The sequence below is a fragment of the Halobaculum sp. MBLA0143 genome, from assembly GCF_041361465.1.
In the GTDB taxonomy this organism is placed as follows: Archaea; Halobacteriota; Halobacteria; order Halobacteriales; family Haloferacaceae; genus JAHENP01.
In genome coordinates, this window is the sequence record NZ_JBGKAC010000001.1 from 2,387,442 (window position 1) to 2,411,311 (window position 23,870).

24 protein-coding genes and 1 pseudogene are annotated in these 23,870 nt (G+C 67.7%); 11 read left to right on the top strand and 14 right to left on the bottom strand.

Annotated features, from left to right (window positions below):
- Positions 1 to 3 precede the first annotated feature (3 nt).
- Entirely contained in the window at positions 4 to 1,662 is a 1,659-nt protein-coding gene (locus RYH79_RS12400; RefSeq protein ID WP_370899575.1) for an ABC transporter substrate-binding protein, read from the bottom strand.
- Positions 1,663 to 1,819: 157 nt separating this feature from the next.
- On the opposite strand from RYH79_RS12400, the gene secY reads away from it, so the two are divergent.
- Both secY and RYH79_RS12410 read left to right on the top strand, forming a co-directional pair.
- Entirely contained in the window at positions 1,820 to 3,268 is a 1,449-nt protein-coding gene (gene secY / locus RYH79_RS12405; RefSeq protein ID WP_370899577.1) for a preprotein translocase subunit SecY, read from the top strand.
- Positions 3,269 to 3,378: 110 nt separating this feature from the next.
- Positions 3,379 to 4,308, top strand: a complete 930-nt coding sequence (locus RYH79_RS12410) for a hypothetical protein (protein WP_370899579.1) — start codon at positions 3,379 to 3,381, stop codon at positions 4,306 to 4,308.
- 666 nt (positions 4,309 to 4,974) lie between these two features.
- On the opposite strand, the gene RYH79_RS12415 is transcribed toward RYH79_RS12410, so the two are convergent.
- On the bottom strand, positions 4,975 to 5,151 hold the full coding sequence (locus RYH79_RS12415) for an NUDIX hydrolase (RefSeq protein WP_370899581.1): 177 nt from the start codon (positions 5,149 to 5,151) through the stop codon (positions 4,975 to 4,977).
- A gap of 127 nt (positions 5,152 to 5,278) precedes the next feature.
- Between RYH79_RS12415 and RYH79_RS12420 the strand changes: the two genes are divergently transcribed.
- On the top strand, positions 5,279 to 6,598 hold the full coding sequence (locus RYH79_RS12420) for an outer membrane protein assembly factor BamB family protein (RefSeq protein ID WP_370899583.1): 1,320 nt from the start codon (positions 5,279 to 5,281) through the stop codon (positions 6,596 to 6,598).
- Positions 6,599 to 6,610: 12 nt separating this feature from the next.
- Here RYH79_RS12420 and RYH79_RS12425 read toward each other — a convergent pair whose 3' ends face one another.
- From RYH79_RS12425 to RYH79_RS12435, 3 genes are read right to left on the bottom strand one after another with little or no spacing between them, the layout of a single operon-like run.
- Positions 6,611 to 7,858: an MFS transporter gene (locus RYH79_RS12425; protein ID WP_370899585.1), complete on the bottom strand. Its 1,248-nt coding sequence runs from the start codon at positions 7,856 to 7,858 to the stop codon at positions 6,611 to 6,613.
- Positions 7,851 to 8,273 carry an alpha/beta hydrolase family protein gene (locus tag RYH79_RS12430; RefSeq protein WP_370899587.1) on the bottom strand — a complete coding sequence of 141 codons (423 nt, stop codon included), beginning with the start codon at positions 8,271 to 8,273 and terminating at the stop codon, positions 7,851 to 7,853. The genes RYH79_RS12425 and RYH79_RS12430 overlap by 8 nt, the downstream gene beginning before the upstream one ends.
- Entirely contained in the window at positions 8,161 to 9,837 is a 1,677-nt protein-coding gene (locus RYH79_RS12435; protein ID WP_370899589.1) for a S9 family peptidase, read from the bottom strand. The genes RYH79_RS12430 and RYH79_RS12435 overlap by 113 nt, the downstream gene beginning before the upstream one ends.
- Before the next feature lie 124 nt (positions 9,838 to 9,961).
- Between RYH79_RS12435 and RYH79_RS12440 the strand changes: the two genes are divergently transcribed.
- The 3 genes from RYH79_RS12440 to RYH79_RS12450 all read left to right on the top strand — a co-directional run bounded on the left by RYH79_RS12440 (position 9,962) and on the right by RYH79_RS12450 (position 13,271).
- On the top strand, positions 9,962 to 10,090 hold the full coding sequence (locus RYH79_RS12440) for a hypothetical protein (protein ID WP_370899591.1): 129 nt from the start codon (positions 9,962 to 9,964) through the stop codon (positions 10,088 to 10,090).
- Between the two features lie 98 nt (positions 10,091 to 10,188).
- Positions 10,189 to 12,078: a type 2 lanthipeptide synthetase LanM gene (gene lanM / locus RYH79_RS12445; protein ID WP_370899593.1), complete on the top strand. Its 1,890-nt coding sequence runs from the start codon at positions 10,189 to 10,191 to the stop codon at positions 12,076 to 12,078.
- Positions 12,079 to 12,083: 5 nt separating this feature from the next.
- Positions 12,084 to 13,271, top strand: coding sequence for a lanthionine synthetase LanC family protein (locus RYH79_RS12450; protein ID WP_370899595.1), 1,188 nt, complete (start codon positions 12,084 to 12,086; stop codon positions 13,269 to 13,271).
- A 17-nt stretch (positions 13,272 to 13,288) separates the two neighbouring features.
- Here the strand turns inward: RYH79_RS12450 and RYH79_RS12455 are convergent, their stop codons facing one another.
- Both RYH79_RS12455 and RYH79_RS12460 read right to left on the bottom strand, forming a co-directional pair.
- Positions 13,289 to 14,803, bottom strand: coding sequence for an HPP family protein (locus RYH79_RS12455; protein ID WP_370899597.1), 1,515 nt, complete (start codon positions 14,801 to 14,803; stop codon positions 13,289 to 13,291).
- 4 nt (positions 14,804 to 14,807) lie between these two features.
- The gene (locus RYH79_RS12460) at positions 14,808 to 15,536 is read right to left on the bottom strand and encodes a guanosine phosphorylase (RefSeq protein ID WP_370899599.1); all 729 of its coding nucleotides are present in this window, start codon (positions 15,534 to 15,536) and stop codon (positions 14,808 to 14,810) included.
- A 320-nt stretch (positions 15,537 to 15,856) separates the two neighbouring features.
- Between RYH79_RS12460 and cofD the strand changes: the two genes are divergently transcribed.
- The 4 genes from cofD to RYH79_RS12480 are packed head-to-tail and all read left to right on the top strand — an operon-like array spanning position 15,857 to position 19,132.
- Entirely contained in the window at positions 15,857 to 16,852 is a 996-nt protein-coding gene (gene cofD, locus RYH79_RS12465; RefSeq protein ID WP_370899601.1) for a 2-phospho-L-lactate transferase, read from the top strand.
- Positions 16,849 to 17,613, top strand: coding sequence for a beta/alpha barrel domain-containing protein (locus RYH79_RS12470; protein WP_370899603.1), 765 nt, complete (start codon positions 16,849 to 16,851; stop codon positions 17,611 to 17,613). Before cofD ends, RYH79_RS12470 begins: the two co-directional genes overlap by 4 nt.
- Positions 17,610 to 18,488: a triphosphoribosyl-dephospho-CoA synthase gene (locus RYH79_RS12475; RefSeq protein ID WP_370899605.1), complete on the top strand. Its 879-nt coding sequence runs from the start codon at positions 17,610 to 17,612 to the stop codon at positions 18,486 to 18,488. The genes RYH79_RS12470 and RYH79_RS12475 overlap by 4 nt, the downstream gene beginning before the upstream one ends.
- Positions 18,485 to 19,132 (top strand): DUF447 domain-containing protein, encoded by a 648-nt coding sequence (locus RYH79_RS12480; RefSeq protein ID WP_370899607.1) that lies wholly within the window; start codon positions 18,485 to 18,487, stop codon positions 19,130 to 19,132. The genes RYH79_RS12475 and RYH79_RS12480 overlap by 4 nt, the downstream gene beginning before the upstream one ends.
- Positions 19,133 to 19,143: 11 nt before the next feature.
- Here the strand turns inward: RYH79_RS12480 and RYH79_RS12485 are convergent, their stop codons facing one another.
- From RYH79_RS12485 to RYH79_RS12495, 3 genes and pseudogenes are all read right to left on the bottom strand, one after another.
- The gene (locus RYH79_RS12485) at positions 19,144 to 19,269 is read right to left on the bottom strand and encodes a hypothetical protein (protein WP_370900923.1); all 126 of its coding nucleotides are present in this window, start codon (positions 19,267 to 19,269) and stop codon (positions 19,144 to 19,146) included.
- A 64-nt stretch (positions 19,270 to 19,333) separates the two neighbouring features.
- Positions 19,334 to 19,408 (bottom strand): annotated as a pseudogene (locus RYH79_RS12490) (hypothetical protein); the annotation flags it as partial.
- A 46-nt stretch (positions 19,409 to 19,454) separates the two neighbouring features.
- Positions 19,455 to 19,931, bottom strand: a complete 477-nt coding sequence (locus RYH79_RS12495) for a MaoC/PaaZ C-terminal domain-containing protein (RefSeq protein WP_370899609.1) — start codon at positions 19,929 to 19,931, stop codon at positions 19,455 to 19,457.
- Between the two features lie 164 nt (positions 19,932 to 20,095).
- Between RYH79_RS12495 and RYH79_RS12500 the strand changes: the two genes are divergently transcribed.
- Positions 20,096 to 20,956 carry a cytochrome c oxidase subunit 3 gene (locus RYH79_RS12500; RefSeq protein ID WP_370899611.1) on the top strand — a complete coding sequence of 287 codons (861 nt, stop codon included), beginning with the start codon at positions 20,096 to 20,098 and terminating at the stop codon, positions 20,954 to 20,956.
- A gap of 27 nt (positions 20,957 to 20,983) precedes the next feature.
- Here the strand turns inward: RYH79_RS12500 and RYH79_RS12505 are convergent, their stop codons facing one another.
- Genes RYH79_RS12505 through hflX form a run of 4 tightly spaced genes read right to left on the bottom strand, consistent with a single transcriptional unit; the run spans position 20,984 to position 23,581 of the window.
- Positions 20,984 to 21,451 (bottom strand): hypothetical protein, encoded by a 468-nt coding sequence (locus tag RYH79_RS12505; protein WP_370899613.1) that lies wholly within the window; start codon positions 21,449 to 21,451, stop codon positions 20,984 to 20,986.
- Positions 21,452 to 21,453: 2 nt separating this feature from the next.
- Positions 21,454 to 21,816: a hypothetical protein gene (locus tag RYH79_RS12510; RefSeq protein ID WP_370899615.1), complete on the bottom strand. Its 363-nt coding sequence runs from the start codon at positions 21,814 to 21,816 to the stop codon at positions 21,454 to 21,456.
- The gene (locus RYH79_RS12515; RefSeq protein WP_370899617.1) at positions 21,813 to 22,187 is read right to left on the bottom strand and encodes a 2Fe-2S iron-sulfur cluster-binding protein; all 375 of its coding nucleotides are present in this window, start codon (positions 22,185 to 22,187) and stop codon (positions 21,813 to 21,815) included. The genes RYH79_RS12510 and RYH79_RS12515 overlap by 4 nt, the downstream gene beginning before the upstream one ends.
- Positions 22,188 to 22,192: 5 nt before the next feature.
- The gene (gene hflX, locus RYH79_RS12520; RefSeq protein WP_370899619.1) at positions 22,193 to 23,581 is read right to left on the bottom strand and encodes a GTPase HflX; all 1,389 of its coding nucleotides are present in this window, start codon (positions 23,579 to 23,581) and stop codon (positions 22,193 to 22,195) included.
- Between the last annotated feature and the right edge of the window lie 289 nt (positions 23,582 to 23,870).

Sequence of the window (23,870 nt, forward strand, 5' to 3'; positions counted from 1 at the left end):
TGGTCACTGCCGGCTAACCGTGTCCACGTCGATGAACTCGTCTGCCCGTGGCTCCCACGCGACGTCGCTGGCGACGCCGTAGACGCTGAACTGCTGGTGGAGGAACACCCACGGCGCCAGCTCGTGGAGCCGGGAGTTCGCCTCCTGGAGGACCTCCTCGCGGGCCTCCGGGTCCGGCTCGTTTTGCGCCTCGTCCATCAGCGAGTCGATCTCGTCGTTCTTCAGGATCGTCAGCGCTCCGTTCGTCGTCAGGAGCGGGATGATCGTCTGGCTGGCGTCGAACTCCCCGTTCCCCCACCCCAGGAGGTTGAAGTTGGGCTTGTCCTCGATGTTCCCGGTGGTGATGTCCTGGACGAGCGAGGAGAACTCCCGTTGACGCAGTTCACACGAGAGGTTCGACAGCGAGTCCATGTTGTTCACCGCCGCCTGTGCCACCTCCACGTCCTTCAGGTACCGTCCGATCGGGGTCTCCAGCGTGATCTCCGCGCCGGCGTAGCCGGACTCCTCGATCAACTGCTCTGCCCGTTCGGGGTCGTGTGGGTACGGGTCCAGCTCCGGATTGTACCCGGTGAACTGTTCCAGCGTCGGCTGAGCGGTGACGCTCCCGAACCCGTTGAGGACGTTCTCCACGATGCTCTCGACGTCGACGGCGTAGTTGAGCGCCTGCCGGAACGTCTGGTTCGAGAACGGCTCCACGTCGTACCGCATCTGGAGGAAGATGATCCGGGTGGACGGGACGGGGCTGATCCCGGCCACGTCGGAGCTCTCCACCCGCGACACCTCCTGTGGCGGCACGTTCGTGACGATCTCCGACTCCTCGGCCAGCAGTCTGTTGACCCGCGTACTCGACTCGCTGGAGGCGTTGAGCGTCGTCTCCGTCACCGCCGGCTCCTCGCCCCAGTAGTCCGGGTTGCGTTCGAACGACACCTCGTTGCCGGAGTCGTAGTTCGTCAACTGGAACGGACCGGTGCCGTTGGCGTTGCGGTTGATGTAGTCTTGACCGTTCTCCTCGACCCAGGACTGCTGGACGATCGGGCCGTTGGTGGCGAACAGCTGGAACACGATGGGGTTGAGCCCGTCGAACCGAACCGTCACCTCGCCGTCGCCCGCCTCGACCGGCGGGGGGCCGTCGGCGTCTCGCGGCTTCAGGACACCCAGGTCGTTGTTCTGCGGACTGGCGATCCCGACGTCGTTGAACACGATTCGGCGGATGGAGAAGGCTACGTCTTCGGCCGTGAGCGCGTCCCCGTTGTGGAACGTCACGTCCTCGCGGAGGGTGAAGCGAGCGACTCCCGGCTCCACGCGTTCCCAGTCGGTCGCCAGCGCCTCGATGATCCCGCCGGTCTTGTTCCGGTCCATCAGGCCGTCGTACGCCTGCCCGACGATGATCTCCGTGTTCGTCTCCGCGTGGTCCTGTGGGTCCAGCCCGGAGTCCATCTGACCCATCGTGACAGTCACGTCCAGTTCGGACGCCTGTGTCTCCATCTCCTCGGTCTCGGTGGCCGTCGGCGTGTCCTCACCGCCGCCGCCACTGGTCTCCGTCTCGGTCGTTCCCGCCTCGCCGGTGTCACCCGCACAGCCCGCGAGCGCCGTCGCGGCGGCCGTGCCGGCGGCTGCGAGATACGTTCGTCTGTCCACGTTCCGATCTTGACTGTCACTCATACACACGGGGAATGCTCCAGGGGTACTTATACTCTGTGTCGCGTCGTCCGTACGTCGCCGAATTTTCTCTGGTATCCTGCGTAGTTTAGACGGGGGGAGACGCTCCCGCGGAGAGAGAAGCGAAGGCTCTACAAGCGGTGACGCGTATTAGCCAGCCATGAGTTGGAAGGAAACGGCCGAACCACTACTCACGCGGATGCCCACGGTCACCCAGCCGGAGGGCCACGTCCCGTTCAAACGGAAGCTGGGGTGGACTGCGGGGATTCTCGTGATGTACTTCTTCCTGGCGAACGTGACCCTGTTCGGGCTCGGGACGGGGGGGAGTGACGCCTTCGGACAGTTCCGGTCGATCCTGGCCGGCACGTCCGGATCGATCCTACAGCTCGGGATCGGTCCGATCGTCACGGCGTCCATCGTTCTCCAGCTGCTGGGCGGCGCGAACCTCCTCGGGCTCGACACCGACGACCCCCGCGACCAGGTGTTGTACCAGGGGCTCCAGAAGCTCCTCGTGGTCGTGATGATCTTCCTCACGGGGCTGCCGATGGTGTTCGCCGGCGGGTTCCTGCCCCCGAGCCAGCAGGCTGCCGCGTCGCTGGGAATCGGCACCACCGGGGTGCAGGCGTTGTTGTTCGCACAGATCGCCGTCGGGGGTATCCTCATCCTGTTCATGGACGAGGTCATCTCGAAGTGGGGCGTCGGCTCCGGGGTCGGGCTGTTCATCATCGCCAACATCAGCCAGCGTATCCTCGGCGGGCTGTTCGGCACGGAGTCGCTGGGCCTCACGAACGGCTTCTTCCCCAACTGGGTCGGCATCGCCACGGGGAGTGTCGCCGTCAACGGGCTGGGCGGGATCCTGCTCGAACCCGGGAAGCTGATCGCGTTGTTCACCACCGTCCTGATCTTCGTCACGGTCGTGTACGCGGAGTCCGTCCGCGTGGAGATCCCACTGAGCCACGCCCGCGTGAAGGGGGCTCGTGGGCGGTTCCCGGTGAAGCTGATCTACGCCAGCGTCCTGCCGATAATTCTCGTCCGGGCGCTGACGGCCAACATCCAGTTCTTCGGGCAGATCCTCAGCTCCCAGCTGGGTTCGCTGCCGGCCTGGTTCGCGGTGTACTCCAACGGCCAAGCGGTAGACGGGCTGTTGTACTACCTCCGGCCGATCCGCGGCCCACAGCAGTGGATGTGGTTCGTGTACGCGCCGCCGGGCGACCCGATCGACATCATCGCCCGGGTCGCCGTCGACCTCACGATCACCATCGGCGGCTCCGCCATCTTCGCCGTCTTCTGGGTGGAGACGACCGACATGGGGCCGGAGTCGACCGCGAAACAGATCCAGAACTCCGGGATGCAGATCCCCGGGTTCCGGCAGAACCCCCAGGTGATCGAGAAGGTGATGGAGCGGTACATCCCGCAGGTGACCGTCATCGGCGGCGCGCTCGTCGGCCTGCTGGCCGTCCTGGCGAACATGCTCCCGACGCTGGGCAACGTCTCCGGGACCGGGCTCCTGCTGACAGTGTCTATCACCTACAAGCTGTACGAGGAAATCGCCGAAGAACAGATGATGGAGATGCACCCGATGATGCGGCAGATGTTCGGTTCGGACTAGGATATCCTCGCTGACCCGAGGTTTGTTCTAGATATCTCACAGCAGCGGTCCTATCGACTGTAGTGAGAGGCAAACGTTAAGACCGTATCAACCAGATATTCAGGAGAGCAATGCCCCAAGAGGAATTGGAGTTCGGTGAGCCAGAGTTCTTGGGGTGGCTACTGCTGACCCGTCTTAAAAACCAAAGCGACGATCAGATTTCTCGCTCTAAGTTTCTGAAGCTCTGTTGTATCGCTGACAGACGCCTCATCGAATCTCAGGGATACGAGGTTGGGCTTCCTCGCTACTGGTACATGTACGGGGAATTAGCCAACGAGCACGAGTTTTCGGGGCGATTCTACAACGCGCCGCATGCTATTGGCTGGGACGGACAGCAGTACATTCCTAAGGACTTGTCATTCGAAAGCTTTGATCTCTCAGAGGCCGGCCAGGAGGTGATTCCTGAAGCGGTCAACTGGACAGTGCGAAACTTTGGGCGGGAAAGTGTTGAGCAGATCAAGCAACATCAGTACGAGGAGTATGCTGAAAACGAGTTCATCCACCAGTATAGCGAACTCCGGTGGCTTCTGAACACGATAGACCTAGGTAAACAGGACCGGCTTGCAAAGTACGAGGTTGGTGGGGAATCAAATGAGGAGTATCTCAAGCGGCAACTTGATGAGATGATGGCGGTATATCCAGGTGATGAAGACCGTTACGGCGAAGTGAAGTCAGTCTACTTCAGGTGGGACGATACTGTCCGACTTATGATTGACCAGTCTATGGAGTACAGTCGTATTGCCGAGTTTCTTGACGCCTTTATTTCTGTATTGAGTAAAACAGTACTTAGATTTGTATACAGTCAAAATATATCTGGAGAGAGACTATCAGACTGGAAAAGAGACGCTAAGAAGGAGCGAGAGGAATTTACGAAGACCCTCGGGAGTATGCGCTCAAAACTTCTCAAACGACGTTCTCGAAGCACGGAGCTTGACAGCGTTTCGGATGCATACTCACAAGCGGTGAACGAGAAGATCAAAAATATCTCGCATCAAGAATAGATGCCGGAGGCGTCGTTTCTAGACACGGGAGTCGTACTCGGATTCTGTTTTCGTGACGACTCGCACCACCACCGTTGTCGGGAGTACCTCAACAGTCGTGATTTTGAGCTGTTCGTCTCCGACAGCGTGGTTTCAGAGTACCTGAATCGAGAACCGAGTCTTGCCGAGGAGATCGCGGATGGAGTCTTCAGTCATATTGCTCGCCTTCAAGACTCAGAGTTCGAAGGACAACTGGATTCGATGGACACTTCTCAAATCCGCCAGAATTTGATTTCTAGATATAACGAAGCTGGAACAACACTCCACTCCTTCTACAGTGACCAGATCCCTAATTTCATCCAGATTAACGAATTGATCAACCGGCTTCGTAACCTCGCGCGTGACATCGAGCAGGTCGCAAACGAAAATCACCAGTCGCTGATGGAACAGGTAGAGGTTTGGACTCGAAAGAGCGACTATTCAGATATTGACGATGGTCTTTCAGAGATTCCATCGGATGACCGGCGTATTTGTCTCGATGCGCATGATGTCGCCGAGTCAACTGACTACGTCACCGAGCTAGCGACAACGAACCCGATTGATCTGTTGACAATGGGTTCCGGACGCAAATTCTGGAACAAACATCGATTGAAGATGTGGTGTCGGTTGCGAGTCGATCATGAGTTTCTATTGTTCGGTCGCACGCAACATCCCGCTGTCACCCGGGTCGGCCTCCAGCTTCCCGCCGGGGAAGGCCAACAGTCCGGCGCCGTGATCTTCGTCTTCCCCTCGCTCGATCAGGAGGTACTCCCCGTCTCGCACGACCGCGACGTCGACGTTGACGACGTAGGTGGGCTCGTCCACGTCGGACCGTCGGCCACGGCGCCTCCTGAATCCGACCGTAGAGTGGCAGAGACTGGAACGGTCGCCGTGGCGTCACACGTTCACACGCAACAAAACCCTTACCCCGACTCCGCTCCAGCCACCGAGTGTGACGGACGACAGCGAGCCACGGCCGGTCGACAGACGCGCGTTCCTGGCGGCCTGTGGCGCGACGGCGCTGGCGGGGTGTGCGGCCGGCAGCGGCGACACGGACGGTGAGCCGGCGTCGGCGGCCGGGACGGCGACTCGGACGGAGACCCGGACGGCGACACCGGCCGACGAGCTCGACTTGGGCGAGCCGGAGGCGTGGCCGATGGCGGGGTACGACGCCCGGAACACGGGGCACAACCCGGCCGCGAACGGGCCGACGGCGACGCCGACGGACGGCTGGGGGTCCGACGTGACCGGCTACAAGACGATGTCGGCGGGCGCGTTCTACGACGGCCGGCTGTACCTCGGCTCCGGCGAGACCGGCTACGGGTTCGATCCGCGCGACGGCTACCCGGACTGGACGGTGAGCCTGGAGTACTCGCCGAACTTCACGGCGCCGGCGGTCGCCGCGGCCGACGGGGTGACGACGACGTACCTCGCCACCCGGAGCACGACGGGGGCGATCCGGGGCGGCGGCGACGGTCGGCTGCTGGCGGTGACGGCGGACGGCGGACGCCGGTGGGCGAGGGACCTCCCCGTGACCGGGTCGGCGAAGCCGGTCGGCGACCGGCTGTACGTCCCGTCGTCGACGAGAGAGACCGGGCGACTCCACGCGCTGTCGCCGACGGACGGCACGACCGTCTGGGAGCACACGGTCTCCGGCGACCGGACTGGCGTGTTCGGTGCGCCCGCGGTCGCCAACAGGGTCGTCTACGCGCCGGTGACACAGTTCGACGGGGAGACGGCGACGGCGGAGCTACGGCAGCTGTCGGTCGACGACGGCACGCGGCGTCGGGGGGTGACGTTCCCCGGTGAGTTCCGGGCACGGCCCGTCGTCGACAAGGACGGTACGGTGTACGTGACGACACGAAGCGGGGTGGTCGCGGCGGTCGCCGACGAAGTCGCCTGGGAGACACAGGTCGACGGAGAGATCTGGGCGACGCCGGTGCTCGTCGACGAGCAGTTGGTCGTCCTGGCGGGCCGTCGACTCGTCGCGTTCGACACGACGACGGGTGGACGACAGTGGACGGTAGAACTTCCCCCGACCCGTGGGAGCGAGCTGGCGACGGACGGCGAGACGGTGTACGTCGGCGGCAACCGGCTGACGGCCGTCGCGGTCGCCGACGGGACGAAGCGGTGGGCGGAGCCGATTCCCGGCGGCAACGCCGGCGGCTGGGGGTCGCCGGTCGTCGCCGGCGAGGCGTTGTTCGTCGGCGTCTGCGTCAAGAACGGGGAGAACGGCGGGCTGTACGACGACCGGATGCGGCTGTTGGTGTGATGCGAGCAGCGTTCACTCGGAGGCGGACGCGCCGACGATCACCGGCCGGTCGGCGAAGACGACGACCGTAGCGACGGCGAGGAACGACGCCCCGACTCCGGCCATCGCCACTCGCGGCGACACCACGTCGGCGGCGGCGCCACTCGCGAGCATCACTGGAATTCGCAGCAACGCCCCGAGGAACGATTCCGCGCTGTTGATCGTCGCCCGTGTATCCGACGTCATTCGGTCGTTGAGGTACTGTCGGACCCCCGGTTGTGCGAGCTTCGGCAGTGACATCATCGCCACGACGGCCGGGACAGTCGTCACCGGAGCGAGAACCGGGAGAATCATACACGCCGCGCCGCCGCCGTACGCGGCGGCGACAGTTCGGCCCAGTCCGAGCCGCGACTGGACGCGCTCCGCGAAGTCCAGCATCACTCCGGAGCCAAGTGTGAACACGGCGTACGTGCCGGCCACGAGCATCGCACTCGGGACAACCACACCCGACAGTGAGTAGCCCGCCTCCGGGATGGCGTCGAACGTCGTCGGCTGGATGTACTTGCTCGCAGTGTAGATGGCACCGCCCGAGAGAACGGACAACAACAGGACCGCCCGAATCGTGGGGTTTGTGAGAAACGTCCGGGTCGCCGTGAGCGCTGCTCGCGGGTCGACGGCGTCGCCGTCGTCGTCCGTCGCCTCGTTCGTCGGGAGACTCAACACGACCGGCGCGGCGATCAGCGATGTCGCCGCTCCGATGGCGACGGCGTACACCGGCTCGATTAGGTACAGCAGTCCGCCGCCGATCATCGTCGCCGTCGTGACGTACTTGACGTACGACCCGATTTGTCCCATCACGGCGGCAAACTGCTCTTGATCGTCGTGCTCTGCGAGTTTGTCGTAGAACCACGCCGTCCCGGCACCGGACCTGAGTGCCGCCCCAATACCGAAGGCGAGGTACGTTAACACGATGTCGACGGTGCCGTCGGAGACGACGTAACCGACTGTCCCGAGCCCCAGCCCGACCTGGCTCAAGAACATCGTCCGGCGGCGCCCGAACACGTCGGCAAAGTACCCCGACGGGAGTTCCAACAGGATCGTAGTGACTGCCATCACGCTCGTCCCGACAGCGATGTCGGTGTAGGTGACGGTGTTGGACACCATGAACACGACGTAGAACGGGGTGGCAAACCCGGCGTCCGCGAACGCACGGAACACCCCGTACTTCGCCACCGCGCGGCGCGACACGGGGTGGAGCGACCCGAGGCCGCTCTCACTCATCCGTTCCCTCCGTCCGACGGGTAGTCAGCCACTGTTCAGTGCGTTCGAGCCTGTCGAGAACCGTCTCTGGAGGCGTGTAGACGGAGCCGCCGAGCTCTGGGTAAGTGTACAGCGTCACATCGGCTCCCTGACGCGCGAGGTGGGTGTACAGCCGCCGTGACTGTTCGGCCGGGTGAGCGTCGTCCGCACCGCCAGCGAACAGGAGCAGCGGCGCGTCGATCCGGTCGGCGTCCCACAGCGGCGACTTTCGCCGTGACGGCACTGGCTCCACCCAAGGCGCGATCACTGGGCGCCGCCAGTCGTCATCTCCGGAGACGGCGCTCGTGTAGTCGTAGGTCCCGTGTTTGGCGATAGCGCCGGCGAGGAGATCCGTCTCGGCCAGTAGCCCGACGACGCAGTCGGCGCCGTAGAACATCCCACAGCCGAACACGTTCTCGGGGTCCAGTGGCGGTGCGTCGAGCACTTGCCCCAACGCCGGCGGTGAGGTCGGCGACGGCGGCGTCGAGATACTTCTCTCGACCGGCGGCGCAGAAGTCGGCGCCGTACGAGCGACTACCCCGGAAGTTCAGCTTCAGGACGGCGTACCCTCGGTCGAGCAGAAACTGGTGCCGGAACCGGAAGCGGGGAGCGTCGACGGAGTCCATCTCCCGGTGAACGTCGACCACAGAGGGGACGCTGGCTGCCGGGGCATCGTCGAAGCCTGGTGGGACGCAGTAGAATCCCTCGACTGTGGTGCCGTCGTCCGTCTCCGTCCGGAGCTGTCTGGTGTCGATCTCACCCTCCGGGTGGATCGTCGCGTTCAGCGTGTGGCGAGTGGTCCGCGACGCGACGGCCTGGCGCTGTGAGTCGAGGTGAAGTCGGACGACACGACTCGCCGTCGGGTGGATCGTCGCCGTCTCGATCCGGCCAGCCGCTCGGTCGACATCGAACGGGCGGTGTCTCCCGGACCACTTGACCGACTCTGGCCACGCCGGCTCGTACAGCGGGGAGCAGTCGCCGTCGATTTCGAGCGCGTACAACACGCCGCTTCCCGCATCGAGGACGCATCCGACGACTGTGTCGGAGTCCAGCCAGTCGACGTAGTGGATACAACGGTCAAGACCCGCCGACAGTGACCGCACCTGGTCGTCTTTGGAACTGACGACACACGCCTCGTGTGGGGTCGCCAACTCGCGTTGGTCGTACTGCACGAATGCAATCCGGTCGCCGTCCGGCGACCACTCCGGGTCGGTACAGGCGTGCTCCGAGTCGGTGTGATTGCGTCGGTTGGAGCCGTCTGGTTCGACGCTGAACACGTCGAACCCAGCCGGACTACCCCCCTGGTTGGCGACGAACGCGATCCGCCCGTTCGGTCCCCACGCCGGCTTCATCCGGTGGAGCCACTGGCGGCCGTATGTCGAACGACTCCACGTCCCCTCGACGTGCTGGTGGTCACCCATCTCGTTTACCACGACCAACGACCGCTCGAACGACGCTGTCTCCTCGTCGTCCGGACGAGAGACTCGCGGGCGCCGGGCAGGTGGAAGGCGGTCGTCGTTGCTTCTCCCCTCGTCGACCGGCCGTCTGACGGCGAGAACGGCCCGGCTCCCATCTGGACTCCAGTCGAATCCCTCGACTCGGTTCGGGCACGTCGACAGCTGGCGCGCGTCGCCGCCGGCGAGGTCGTAGAGCCACAGGTCCGTCGTCTCCGTCGCCTGGTCGGCCGTCTCCGGGTGACCGGTGACAGCCGGGTCTGGCGGACGACAGGAGCAGATGCCCAACTGCTGCCGCCCCGGTCGCCACCGTGGGTGACGGCTCTGCCCGATACGGGTCAGCCGACGCCACTCCCCGTCAGAGTCGATAATGAAAATATCGTGGCTCTCTCCTCCTGGGACCGGCGACCGGACGTACACTGCCGTCGTCGACGCAACCGACGACGAGCGAACGCTGTACGGCAACTGTTTGTCGTAGTAGTCGGTACTCTCGACGGTCGTGTTCACGCCTCATTCAGGTTCCTTCTTACTTTAAAGTGTTTTGATAGAGTTCGATATTATTCTACAATACTCAGAAGTATAGGATTGAAGAGTAAGGCTTAACCAGTATGCGGCATTATGGCTCGTTGCAATGTCCGAACTCGACCGAAGCGCCGTCGAGGCACAGTACAATTACGACTACGTCGACCCGGACGAGGGGACGACACTGCCGGCTGACGACACGACATCCGGTGGGTGTAGCGGACCGAATTCCTTCTGAGCGACCGTCAAACGCCACCGACTTCGATGGAAGTGTTCACGCGGAGCCAGCGACGACGGATTCTCGCAGGGAGTCGACTTCTCCACGACGCAGTCCCGGTGACTGAGGCGTCCGAGGCGGTCGAGCCGCCGGACAGTGACGGTGCGACAGCCGGCGAGCGGTTCGCGGCGCTGTACCGAGAGAGCGAGTTCGGCGACCTGACACGGCGGTCGCGGGTCGCCGGTCTCGACCCGGAGACGGTCGACGCGCGCGCCACCGCCGAGTCAGCAGCAGACCCGCCTGACGAGCGGCTGACTGAGCCGCCGGAGTGGTTCACTCATCTCTGCTGGCTGGCCGAGACCCTGGTGTCAGTCGACCCACGCGAGACTATCCCGGACGGCTGGGGAGAGATCCCGTTCGCCAACTTTCTCGTCCCAGTCGTTGAGCTCGCACAGGCGGAACTCGCGTCTTGGCTCCCCACGGATCGGGTCGCCGACGGGGCCTTGGAGCCGGCGGCACGCTGGCTGTGTCACCGTCTGTCCGAGACTGTCGCACAGCCGTTGCACGTCGAGTTCCGGCTGTTCCGGGACGGCGAGCAGTCGGCGGACGACTCGACGACGGCATACGAGGCGTTCGTCGCGTCGCTCCACGACGGAGGGTTCACCGACTTCTGTGCTCGGTACCCGTTCGCCGCACGCCGGCTCGCTGTCACCGCCGACCGGTGGCGAACGGCGACGGCGACGCTGATCGAACGGCTCCGCGGGGACTGGTCGGCGTTGCGCGACCGGTTCGACGCGACCTTCGACACGCTGGAGGCCGCCATCCCGGGACGTGGGGATGTCCACGACGGGGGACAGACGGTCACGGAACTCCGGTTCGACAACGGACATCTCTACTACAAGCCGCGTCCGGTCGGTCCCGACCGCCTGTACGCGGAGATCGTCGACCTGCTCGAGGGTGACTGCCCCGTCGAACTCACAGCGCCGATCGTACTACCGAGGGACGGCTACGGCTGGGTCGCAGCCGTCAGGACGGCCGCGCTGGACGGTCGCGACCCGGCCACGTACTACGAGCGTGTCGGAGCCGTCCTCTGTGTCTACTACGTATTCAACGGGTCTGATCTCCACTTCGAGAACCTGCTCGCCGCCGGGGATGTCCCGATCCCAGTGGACACCGAGACGCTGCTCACGCGGTCACGGGTTCCCCGGCTGCTCCCGAACGGACGGGCGGACCAGCGTGTGGTCAAGTCCGCAGTCGAGGAGTCCGTGTTCCGGACCACACTGCTCCCGTTCGAGACGGACATCGAGAGTCGGGTTCCAGAGACCGCCGGTGACGACATCTCCGGGTTAACTGCCGTCGGAGAGATGGAGAGTCGTCAGCTGACCCCCGACTGGCGCCACGTCAACACCGACCGAATGTCGTTCGAACTGACCCCAGGGCGCTATCGCTCCACCGGGAGCTACCCACACGAGAACGGCGAACCGGTACGGCCGGAAGGGTACGCAGATGCTGTCGCCGACGGATTCCGGGCAGCGTACGACACCCTGTCGCGGCTCGATCCGGATCGGGTCACGCAGGTGCTATCGTCGCCACTAGACGCCGTCGAGTCCCGATATCTGTTCCGCAACACGAGCGGCTACTTGGCCGCGCTGCGCCAGCTCCGGACCCCCCAGTGTGGACGCAGCGGTGTCGAGGCTGGGTTGAAGCTCGAACGGCTCGTCCCAGAGCTACAGATTTTCGACGAGGAGACACAGCAGTCTATCGAGCCGATTCTCGACGCCGAGCGAACCGCGCTCCGGGACGGTGACGTCCCGCGGTTCGGAATCGACGGCCGGGATCTCACCTTCCGCGGAGAGACGCTCCTGGCGGGGTTCTTCGAACGATCACACGAGTGCATCGTCCGCGATAGGCTCGAGTCGTTGTCGCCGGCTGATCGCCGGCAGCAGTCGGGCTACATCACTGCGTCGTTGGCCGCACGGCGCGGACCGTCCGACGGTGGGGAGGAATGACGAGCGTGTCGCGACGAAGACGGGCGCTCGCGTGGATCGACGACCGACTCCGAGCCGCCGCCGTCAACCACGGGACGGACGCCGTCGGGTGGGTCTCGCTCGACACCAGGCACGAGGGATCGCTGACGGTCGCCGGGGGCCGGTCGTTGTACGGCGGGCAACTCGGAATCGCACTGTACCTCGCGGTCCGTGCGCGTGTCGGTGAGATGGAGAGAGACGACGGCAATCCGGGAGCACTCGCGCGGCGTGCGGTCTCGCCGTGGCTCTCGTGTGACGTGAGCGAGATCGAAACAAGACACACCGGCGGGACGAACGGCATCGGTGCGCTTGTATACGGGTTCACGCGCCTCGCCGAGGAGACAGGCGACGAGCGGTACGCCGACCGGGCGAGCGAAATCATCGATGTCACCACTGAGCGGTTTATACGTGCCGACGATCGCCACGGTGTGGTGTACGGCAACGCCGGGCTGATCCTCGCGCTGACAGCACACTACACCCGACAAGAGGATGATCGTGCCGTGGCGCTGGCTCGGGTCGCTGGCGACCACCTTCTGGAGACGGCAACAGAACGAGCCGACGGGCTGGCGTGGGAGACGGACGGGGTCGCGGCGGCGGGGTTCGCCCACGGGAGCGCTGGCGTCGGGTACGCCCTCGCCCGGCTGGCCGCCGCGACCGGCGACCGGAGGTACGCCGAGGCGGCCGCAGACGCACTGCTGTTTGAGGCGAGCCGGTTCGACGACGAGACAGTACAGTGGGCTTCCGGTCCGAGCCACAGTCGTCACGGCGTCGGAGAGGGATGGTGTTGGGGGCGACCGGGCCACGCGCTCGCCCGGGTCGCGGCCGCGGACCTCGTCGAGACGCTGCCGAACCGGGTTGTCGACCGCGGCCGGCGAGGCGTCGCCGCCGTCGGCACGACCGACTACGACAACGACACACTGTGTCACGGAACGTTCGGGGACGTTGCCGTGTTGACGGCCGCGAGCCACGCCCGGACGGCGCCGCTCGACCGGGCGCGACGACTCACATCGACCGCACTGGCCCAGTGGCGCCAGCGTGGTCGGTTCCGTCTCGCCGAGACCGCCCACGTTCCCGGCGGTCGCCCCTCGTTGTTCCGTGGGCTTGCCGGAATTGGCCACACGTTGTGTCGTCTTCAGGCTCCCGACACCGTCCCGTCTGTTCTCCTCCTAGAGTGAACCGGAGTCCGGTGTAGTTACAGCCGACCCCGATCGACGACGGCCACGTCACAGGAGATGTCTTCCACGCGCTCGAACGTCGGCGGCGACAGCAGTCGTGAGGCGGCAGACCGGTCGCGGGAGGCGCCCATCACGACCAGGTCGTAGCCGTCGGCGTTCCGGTCGAGAAACGCCAACACGTCGGCGACAGCGACGCGGGTCTCCACCGGGCGCGTGACGGTGTCGACTAGCTTCGAGAGCTTGTCTTCCGCGCGCCGGCGGCCGGCCTCGCTGGCCACACAGCTCGCGACCGAGACGGTGCCGGCGGGGCCGGCGAGTCGGGCGGCGAAGTCCACCATCGCGTGGGCGGTGTCGCCCGGCCGGGCGACGAGGACAAGCACGTCGCGCCACTCCTCGCGGGGCGCGACCGACCGGAGCGTGACGGCGTCCGTCTCCGTCCGGAACACGGCCCGGACGAACGGGGAGGCGGTGCCGTACTCCGTCTCGTAGGCGGTGGCGATCAGGTCACAGTTGGCGGCGTCTGCGGCCTCACCGACGACGGACGTGGGGTCGCCGGCGGCGACGACCACCTCCACCGGGACGCCGGCCTCCGTCCGAACGCGCTCGGCGACGGTCTCGATCCGGTCGACGGCCGCGGTCGCGGTCTCGCGCACAGACGGGTCGGCCTCCGCCAGCCGGTCGACTACCTCGCGGTCGTCGGCCGTGCCGACGGTCGTCGGCGTCAGTAGCCGGCGCTCGACGGCCGCCACCTGCTCGTCCGCGACCACGTCCAACAGGACCACCTTCCCGGCCTCGTGTGCCTCGGCCAGCCGGGCGCCGAACAACGCGGTGGTCGTCGGGTTCGAGCCCCGCAACGGGACGAGAACGTGGTCGTCCGCCCGGACGGTCCCGTAGAGGAAGTTCGCTCGGCTCTCGTAGACGGTCTCGCGCCAGACGGCGAACACGGCGGCGACGAGCGTGCTCGCCGCCAGCGTGAACAGGACGTACCCTCCAGGGGTGGGCGCCGCGAGGACGAGCAACGCCGCCGAGAACGACGTCGGCACGTCCACGTCCAGCGCCCACGTCGTCACGCCGACGAGGAGGATGGAGACGGCGGCACTGGCGGGGGTGACCGCCGCCGACCCCACGCCCAGGAGGACGGTCTCGCCGCGTAGAGCGAGCCAGCCGCAGGCGGCGCCGCCGGTGACGCCGACGACGAACCGGACGGGGTCGGCGCTCTCGGCTTCCGGGTCGGCGAACAGACTGTACGTGCCGGCCGCCAACGGCGGGAACAACAGGAACGAGAACCCGGGGAGCACGTTCGCCAGCGCGGTGACGACCGCGACCAACAACGGGACGAACAACAGCGCAGACACGCGCAACAGGTTGTCGGTGTGTTCCAGCCACCGGCGCAGTCCGGCGATCTGGCGGCGTTCCGTCCGGCGGAGCCGGTAGCGCAAGGCGGCACTGTCGGCACGGAGTCGGGTGAGACCACGCCGGAGCGCGTCCCGGAGCACGCGCACGGCCCGTGACAGCCGATCGCGTGCCGTCATCCGCCTACGACAGCCGCGTCACGGCGTCTAAGGCGATGTCGATGGCACGCGAGACGTTGTCGCGGGCCTTCGCCGGGAGCTCTTCGTCGGAGTCGGCACCCTTCTGGTTGCCGGCGACGAGGTTCCCGTCGACGGTGCAGATAGCGCCGGCGTCGAGCCCGCGCCGGCGGGCCAGCGAGAACACGGCCGCCGCCTCCATCTCGATCGCCAACAGCCCGGCCGCCTCCCAGTCGGCGACGTACTCGTCCGTCTCGTTGTAGAAGGCGTCGTCGGAGACGATGGGGCCGACGTGGACGGTCCCGGGGTCGTCGTCGGCGGCCGCGACGAGTCCGGACAGCGTGTCGTAGTCCGGGACGGCCGGGTAGGTCGCCGACTCGTAGCGTGCGCTGGTCCCCTCCTCTTTGGCGGCGCCGGTGGCGACGACCATGTCGCCGATCTCGATGTCCGCCTGGAGCGCGCCACAGGTGCCGACCCGGAGGACGCGCTCGGCGCCGACCTCCGCCAGCTCCTCTACCGCGATCGCCGCGGACGGGCAGCCGATTCCCGTGGAGGTGATCGTCAGGTCCGTCCCGTCGACGGTCGCGTTCACCGTCCGGTACTCTCGATTCTCGGCGACGACCGTCGACTCGTCACAGTGGTCCGCGATCCGGTCGACGCGGTCCGGGTTGCCGGGGATCAACACGGTGTCGTTGACGTCACCCGGCTCCAACAGGAGGTGTGGCTGTTTCGCCATACCACCCACTGTGACGGTCGTTCGGATAAGTGCACGGAACCGTCCGATCACGACGAGCGACACGGTCGACGGGACGGCCACGACGCGTCACCCCCCGACGACGCGCCGCGGCGGTCGGCCCAGTTTCCCCCCGTCCGCCGGGCTGTCCCGCCGTCGGCCGGCCCCTGTCGTGCCGGCCGCCGCCGCTCTGTGTCGGTGACCACCGACACGAACTACACTGCGCGCTATCACAACAAAAATTCTTCTATATCTCACTGGAGGTTTGGCGTTGCGGGGTGAGGCCGGAGAGGATACAAGCCTCCGGGGCCGGATGTCGGTGTATGGTGACGTTTCTGGCCGGTGGCACCGGGACGCCGAAGCTGCTCGCGGGGCTGTCGGCACACTACGACCCGGCGGCGACGACGGTCGTCGGCAACGTCGGCGACGACGTGGAGCTGGGCGGGCTCGTCGTCTGTCCGGACCTCGACACCGTGTTGTTCGCCCGCGGCGGGGAGCTGGACCGCGAGACCTGGTGGGGGATCGACGACGACACGACGGCGACACACGCGGAGCTCCGGCGGCTGAGCGAGGCCGCCGGGCTGTCGACCGGGCCACGGTACCTCCCGGACGACCGGCAGACGGCCGGCCGAGAGATCGCCGACTGGCGGCGTTTCTCCGGCGTCGGGGAGTTCATGGAGATCGGCGACCGCGACCGTGCCGTCCACCTCCTCCGCACCTCGCTGCTGGACGAAGGGGAGTCGCTGACGGCCGCCACCCGACGGCTCGCGGAGGCGTTCGACCTCCAGCTCGACCTGTTGCCGGTGACGGACGACCCGGTCGCCAGCCTGATCCACACCGAGGCGGCCGGTCGGATGCACTTCCAGGAGTTCTGGGTGGCCCGGCGGGGCGAACCGACGGTGACGGACGTGGAGTTCCGGGGGGCGTCGACGGCGACGCTCACGGAGCCGGCCCGGGAGGCGCTCGCGGAGCCGGTGATCGTCGGCCCGTCGAACCCGGTGACGAGTCTCGGCCCGATGCTGGCCGTCCCGGACGTCGAGGCGGCGCTGTCGGAGACGACCGTCGTCGCCGTCTCTCCGTTCGTCGAGGACCGGGTGTTCTCCGGGCCGGCTGCGAACCTGATGGAGGGGGTGGGCTACGAGCCGTCGACCGCCGGGGTCGCCGACGCCTACTCGTTCGCGGACGCCTTCGTGCTCGACGAGGCGGACGGCACCGCTCTCGACCGCCCGGTCGTCCGGACGGACACGACCCTGGACGACGACGGCGACGCCGAGCGGGTGTTGAGCGCCTGCCGAGAGGCGTTGGAGGTGGTCCGGTGACGCCCGGACTGGCGCTGGCGTCGCTGTCGGGCGCCGCCGACGCCGACTGGGCCCGGGCGGGCGCCGACGAGGCGGACCTGGCGTTCCTGGGTGGGCTCGCCGTCGACGAGCGGACGCGGACCGCGGTCCGGAAGCTCCGGGCGCGCGACCGCCAGGAGTTTCTCCCGCCCGACCCGTTCGACTGGATCGACGAGCAACTGGCCGCGCTGTCGGACGCACCGATCCGACCGGGAGTGAACGTCCGCGCGACGGGGTCAGAGCCCGTTCGACGGGCCGCACGGATCTGTGCCCGCCACGAGGCCGTCTTAGAGGTGAACGCCCACTGCCGACAGGCGGAGATGTGCGCGGTCGGCTGCGGGGAGCGGCTGTTGGCGGACACGCCGCGGTTGGCCGACTTCGTCGCCGCCGCCGCCGAGACGGGGGTGACGACGAGTGTGAAGCTGCGGGCGGAGGTAGACGGCGTCGACCTGCCGGCGACGGCACGGCGGCTGGCCGACGCCGGCGCGGACCTGCTGCACGTCGACGCGATGGACTCCGAGGGCGTGGTCGCGCTCGTCGCCGACGCGGCGCCGTCCGCGACCGTGATCGCCAACAACGGTGTCCGCGACCGCCGCACCGTCCGAGAGTACCTCGCGTGTGGTGCCGACGCCGTCAGCCTCGGCCGGCCGAGCGACGACCCGCGGGTGCGCCGGCGCGTCCACGCCGCCGTCCGGGAGTGGGCCGACGAGACGGCGACCAGCCCGCCGGAGGTCCGGTCGTGAGCGACGAGCCGTCCGTCGGCCGCGGACCCGAGACGGAGCGTGGGCCGGCGGCGAACGCGGAGCTCGCGCTCCTGTTGGAGGTCGCCGGCACGCCGAAGCCCGGCAACGTCGACCGGGAGCGCGACTTCTCCGGCCTCCACTTCGAGCAGTTCCTCGCGGGTGCCGTCGGCGCGCGGCCGGGGTTGGAGCGAGCCGCCGACGGCGTCGCGTTCGGCGAGGCGTTCGAGACGGCCGTCGCCGGCATGAGCCGACAGGACGGCGGGAACACGCAGTTCGGCTGTCTCCTCCTGCTCGTCCCGTTGGTCGCGGCGACCGTCCGCGCCGACGGCGAGGTGCCGACCCGCGAGACCGTCCGAGCGGTCTGCCGGGCGACCACCGTCGACGACGCCGCCGGCTTCTACCGCGCGTTCGAACTCGTGGACGTGGCGGTCACGGACCCGCCGGCGGGGATGGAGCCGTTGGACGTACGCCGCGGGGCCGCGGCCGTCCCGACGCTGCGCGAGCGCGAGGTGACTCTGTGGGATCTGATGCGCGACTCCGCCGACCACGACGCGAACGCCCGGGAGTGGGCGGAGGGGTTCCCGCGGACGTTCCGGGCGGCCGCCCGGATCGAAGAGGACGACGGCCCCGTCACCGACCGCGCCGCGCGGGCGTTCCTCGACCTCCTGGCCGAGGCGCCGGACACGCTCGTCGAGACGCAACACGGCACTGCAGTCGCGGAGGAGGTTCGGACGCGTGCCGCCGAGATCGACGACCTCGCCGCCGCCCGCGAGTGGGCCGACGACCTCGTCGACCGCGGGATCAACCCCGGGACGACCGCCGACCTCACCGCCGCGGGGCTGTACGTCGCACTGTCGCGGGGGGTGTCGCCGTGAGCGACGACACCGTCACCGGCGCGGGCGAGGGCGAGAACGACGCGACGACGGAGTGGCCCGTCGACCTGACGGGCGTGACGGAGACCGTCGTGACGACACTCGGCCCGAACGAGCTGTGGAACGTCGCCGCGCTGGGGGTTCACGCCCCGAGTGGTGCCGGGGACGGTGGGGGGTATCCGGCGGCGTGGGCTCGCACCTGGGGACGCACTCGGACGTGGCGCAACTTCCGGGAGCGCGGCGAGGGCGTGATCCAGTTCACCGTCGACCCGGTCGCGTTCGCGGAGGCGGCGCTGACGGTGCGCGAGGAGTCCGAGCCCGTGATCGACGCCGCCGACGCCTGGGTGCGCGTCGCTGTCGAGCGCGTCGACGGCGGCGAGCGCGGCGGCACGCAGTGGGTAGACTGGCGACTCTCCCCCCAGGAGACCCGCGTGCTGCAAGAGGGGGTCCGGTCGCTGGACCGCGCGACCGCCGCCGTCGTGGAGGCGACCGTCGCCGCCTCGCGGCTGGACGTGCCGACGTACGACACCGAGACGCTCGTGGACCGACTCGCCTACTTCGACGACGTGGTGGCGACCGCCGGCGGCGAGCGCGCCCGGGCGGCGTTCGACGTGGTCGACGAGGCGACGGACTGGCGGGAGCTGTGAGTCGCCGGGCGCTATCGGTACTCGTCCACGTCGACGACCTCGCGGACTGCGCCGTGGGTCATATCAGTATCGGCGGAGACGACGGTTCCACCGACTTCTCTCGCGACGGCGGCGACGACAGCGGCGACGGCGGTCAACTGCGGCCCCTGTGAGGTCACGGTCGTCTGACAACACTCGTTCGAGCACGTCGTTGTACGACTCCCCCTCCTCACGACGCCGGTCGAGTTCCTGCTTCACTTCACCACTTACGCGAATGTGTCTCTCTGCGGCGGTCACGTATACGTCCGTGTTAACGCCGACGCTACTCCAGCTCTGTCGGTTTTCACTCCCTACCCTCCCGCCGTCGGTACATCACCAACCCCTCCATCCGGAACACGAGTTCGCCGTCGTCGTCCCCGTCCGCGGCCTCGCCGTCGCCGACGCGGTACGTCTCCGTCTCCGCTCGGACGAGCCCGCGGCCTGGGTGTTCCGGCTCCTTCTCCAACACCTCGTAGCGACACGCCAGGGTGTCGCCCGGTCGCACCGGCGCGGGCCACCGGAGTCGGTCGACGCCCTTCGCGCCGACTGTCGCCGCCTCGGACAGCACGTTGTCCACGAGCAGCCGCATCGTCAGACTCGCCGTCTGCCAGCCGGAGGCGATCACGCCGCCGTACGGCGACTCCGCGCTGGCGCGCTCCGGGTCCGTGTGGAACCACTGTGGGTCGTACTGCTCGGCGAACGTCAACATCTCCTCGCGGCTCACTTCGTAGCTGCCGAACGTCTCCGTGTGACCGACGGTCACGTTCTCGTAGTGTCGCACGGCTGTCCGCGAGGGCGTGCTGGCCCCTGAAGCTTCGTGTCGGCGACGGTGACTGCGACGACAGAACAGACGAGAGCCGGGCGGACGGGAGAAGAACGGGGGAGAGCGGGGCAGACGAGGGCGAGGTGGATGGATTTTTGACCCCCCGGGAGTAACCCGCGGCTATGGCTACGGAGACAGACGACCACGGGGACGACCACCACCTCCCGGCGGTCGAGGACTGGCCGCGTGGGTTCGGCGAGGCGTCCTGGTGGCCGTTCGTGACGGCGCTTGGTGCAGCCGGGCTCTACGTCGGCGCGGCGTTGTTCCTGATGGGGCGTGCCGACGTGGGCGGGGTTCCGTCCGTCGCGGGGCCGGCGGTCGTCGTCGGCTCGGTGGGCACGTTCCTCGTCGGGCTGTACGGCTGGCTCTACCACGCGTTCGTCAGCAACTTCTGGGAGCGTGGCGCGAGCGAACACGGCGCGAACAAGCTCCGCTGGGGGATGATCGCCTTCCTCGGCTCCGAGGTGGCGACGTTCTCGGCCGGGTTCACCTACTTCTTCTTCATCAGGTCGAACCCCGTCGCGTGGCCCCCGGGGAACCTCCCACACCTGTTGTCCTCGCTCGTGCTCGTCAACACGGGACTGCTGATCGTCTCGTCGTTCACTCTCCACGCCGCTCACACGGCCATCCGGAAGGACAAGTTCCGCCAGTTCACTGCCTGGCTCGCCGTCACGTTCCTCCTGGGCGTGGTGTTCCTGGGCGGTCAGGTGCTGGAGTACTACGAGTTCCTCGTCAACGAGGGGTTCACCCTGACCGACGGTGTGTTCGGCTCGGCGTTCTACGGCTTGACGGGGCTCCACGGGCTCCATGTCTCGCTCGGTGCCGTCCTGATCGGGATCGTGTTCGTCCGCGCACTCCGGGGACAGTACTCCGCCGAGCGGCACGTCTCCGTCACCACCGTCTCGATGTACTGGCACTTCGTGGACGCGATCTGGATCCTGCTCGTGGTCGTGCTGTACGTCGGCGCCGCCGTGGGCGCGTAGGCGTCCGCCGACGACTCGTCTCCCTTCTCACTCGGTCTCGGGTTCCCGGTCGCGTCCGAACCACGTCTCCGGCGACGGCAACACGCCGGTCGCGACGCCGGCCAGCAGCGCCGCGTAGCCGACCAGCCCGCCCGACAGCGCCGCGAGCACCGACCCCGCGACGGCCGGCCGGGCGAGCGCGACGGCCGGCAGCCCGACGGCGACGGTCGCGGTGCCGGCGAGGCGGACGCTCCGCCGGCGCCAGAGCGCTCGCCCGTGCCGCGGCGCCAGCGCGAACCCGAGCTCCAACAGGACGGCGCCGGCGACGCCGGCCGCGAGCGGGACCGGTCGCGCCAGGAACGCGACGACGACCCCCGGGTCGGCCTCGGTGGCGTCGCCGACGGCGACGGTCGTCGCCGCGAGGACGCCGACTGCTGTGACGGCCGCGAGCCCGGCGTCCCGGCGGCGCGAGAGGCCGTCGTGGTCGTCACCTCGTCCCGAGTCGTCCCCAGCCACGGCTACGACCCCGACGGTGTTCGGCGACGGGCCGGCGGCGCGACGGGCGACGGCAGCGTCACCCACGCCGCGAGCGCGACGGCGCCGACGAACTCCGGACCGGCGAGCCCCGGCGAGAGCAGCCCCCGACTCCACGCGAGCCAGTCGGCGGCGTGAGCGACCCCGACGGCGGCCAGCGCGACCCCGGTGACCGCGAAGCCGGCGGCACGGACTCGGCCGAGCCGGTCGGCCGCGGTCGTCCACGGCAGCCAGGCCAGCGGCACTGTCGGGGCGCCGCCCGCGATCAGTGTCCCGTCGAACAGCGTCGGGGTGCCGACCGCGGAGGCGACGCCGGACGCGACCGCCGGCCGGCGGGCGTCGGTCACGGCTCCGCGGCTCCGTCGTCGCCCTGCGGCGGCTCGTCGCCGGACAGCGGCGGCTCGTCCGTGTGTTGACCCCAGAACCCGGGGAACTTCTGGACGGTCACGTCGCCGAGCACTCGGGTCTGGCAGGCGAGTCGGAGCTCGCCGTCCCCGTCGTGAGGCGGGACGGACAGGCGGAGTCGTTCCCGGCGGGTCGGCTCGGAGACGGCGCCGCTCACCGCGACGGCACAGGTGCCACAGGAGCCGAACCCGCGGCAGTTCAGCCGGTCGGCGCCGTCGCTGTGCGGGGACAGCCCCGCCTCGCGCAACACCGTCCGGAGCCGGTCGCCACGCTCACAGCCGATCTCCCGGCCGCGGAAGCTGACGGTCGGCACGCCGGTCACCTCCGGCGGGGGGGGCTGGGCGGTGTCGACTCGTCGCCGGTGTCCTCGCTGTGGGAGTGGTCGTCACCCCGGTGGTCGACGACGGCACCGCCGACCGCGGCCGTCCCCTCCAGGTCGGCCGCACGGGAGCGGGCCTGTTGGACGATCGACGGCGGTGCCTCGAAGACGAGCTCCACCTGGTCGCCGTCGTACGACTCCTCCGTGACGTGGCCGTTGTCGTGGACCCACGACACCAGACTCATCGCGTCGTCGGAGACGGGGAGGAGGAGCCGTTCGTCCGTCCAGTCTGGGAGCTCGTCTTCGATCCGGGCGCGGAGGCGACCGACGTTGTCGCCCGTCAGCCCGGAGACGGCCACGGGAGTGGGCGCCAGCGACGACAGCGCGTCTCGTTTGTGGCGGAGTTCGTCGTCGTCCACCTGGTCGGTCTTGTTGAACACGGTGACGATGGGCGCCTCGTTGCGCTCGTACAGCGTGTCGTGGGAGGTGACGAGCTTCTCGCGCATCTCCGCCACCGGCTCGCTGGCGTCGACGACGAGCAACACCAGGTCCGCGTGGTAGACGGACGCCAGCGTCGAGTGGAAGGAGTCGACGAGCCAGTGGGGCAGATCGGAGATGAACCCGACGGTGTCCGTCACGAGCACCTCGCGTTTGCCCGTGTCCGCTCGCCGAGTGGTCGTCCCGAGCGTGGTGAACAGTCGATCCTCCGACTCGGCGGTGTCGTCTAAGTCCGGGTGTCGGTCGGCGTTCTCGTCGATGTCCAACGCGTCTGCGAGTCGGCGCAACAACGTGGACTTGCCGGCGTTCGTGTAGCCTGCCAGCGCCACCAAGTCGAAGCCCGACTCTCGGCGACGCTCGCGGCGCGTCTCCTCCTGTTCGGCGATCTGGTCGAGTTCGTCCCGAATTCGGGAGATCTGGGCCTTGATGTCGCGTTCGCGGGACTCGTCGTACTCCCCGAGCCCCATGAACCCCGGTCGTTCGTCGCGCTTCGCGAGGCTGGTCTTCGCCTCCGCTCGGGGGAGTTCGTACCGCAGCTCCGCCAACTCCACCTGGAGCTGTGCCTTCCGGGTCTGGGCACGCTGGCCGAAGATCTCCAGGATGAGGGTGAAGCGGTCGACCACCTCGACCCCCTCCGGCACCGTCTTGCCGACGTTGTACTTCTGGTAGGGGCCCACTTCGTTGTCGACGATCAGGGTGTCGGCGTCCTCGCGGGCACAGACGGCCGCGAGCTCCTCGACTTTCCCCTCGCCGAAGTGGAAGGCGGCGTCTTCCGTCCGTTTCTGGGTTCGTGTGGCGGCGATCTCGTAGCCCGCCGCCTCTGCGAGCCCGGCGATCTCCGAGAGGTCCGCGTCATCGTGTTCGTACCGCTTGGCGACGACTGCCCTCACGCTGTCACCTCCGGACGACCGCGTCTGCTGACTGACGGTGCGACTCGACGGAACGGCGTCGTGACTGGTCGAACATGGGAGAAACTGCCGTGGCTCGCGGCCGGCGTCGTGCCGGCCGGTCGATCAGGGGCGGGCGTCCCGCACCTCGCGTTGTGTCGTCACGGCTGATTCGGTGGTTCTACGCGGTCGGCGAACATAACAGTGGTGCCATCCTGTCGGGACGAGGTCGACACGACGCGAAGGTTAATATCGGGCCGCCGAGAAGAGGTACGGAGAGGATTTGATTCGC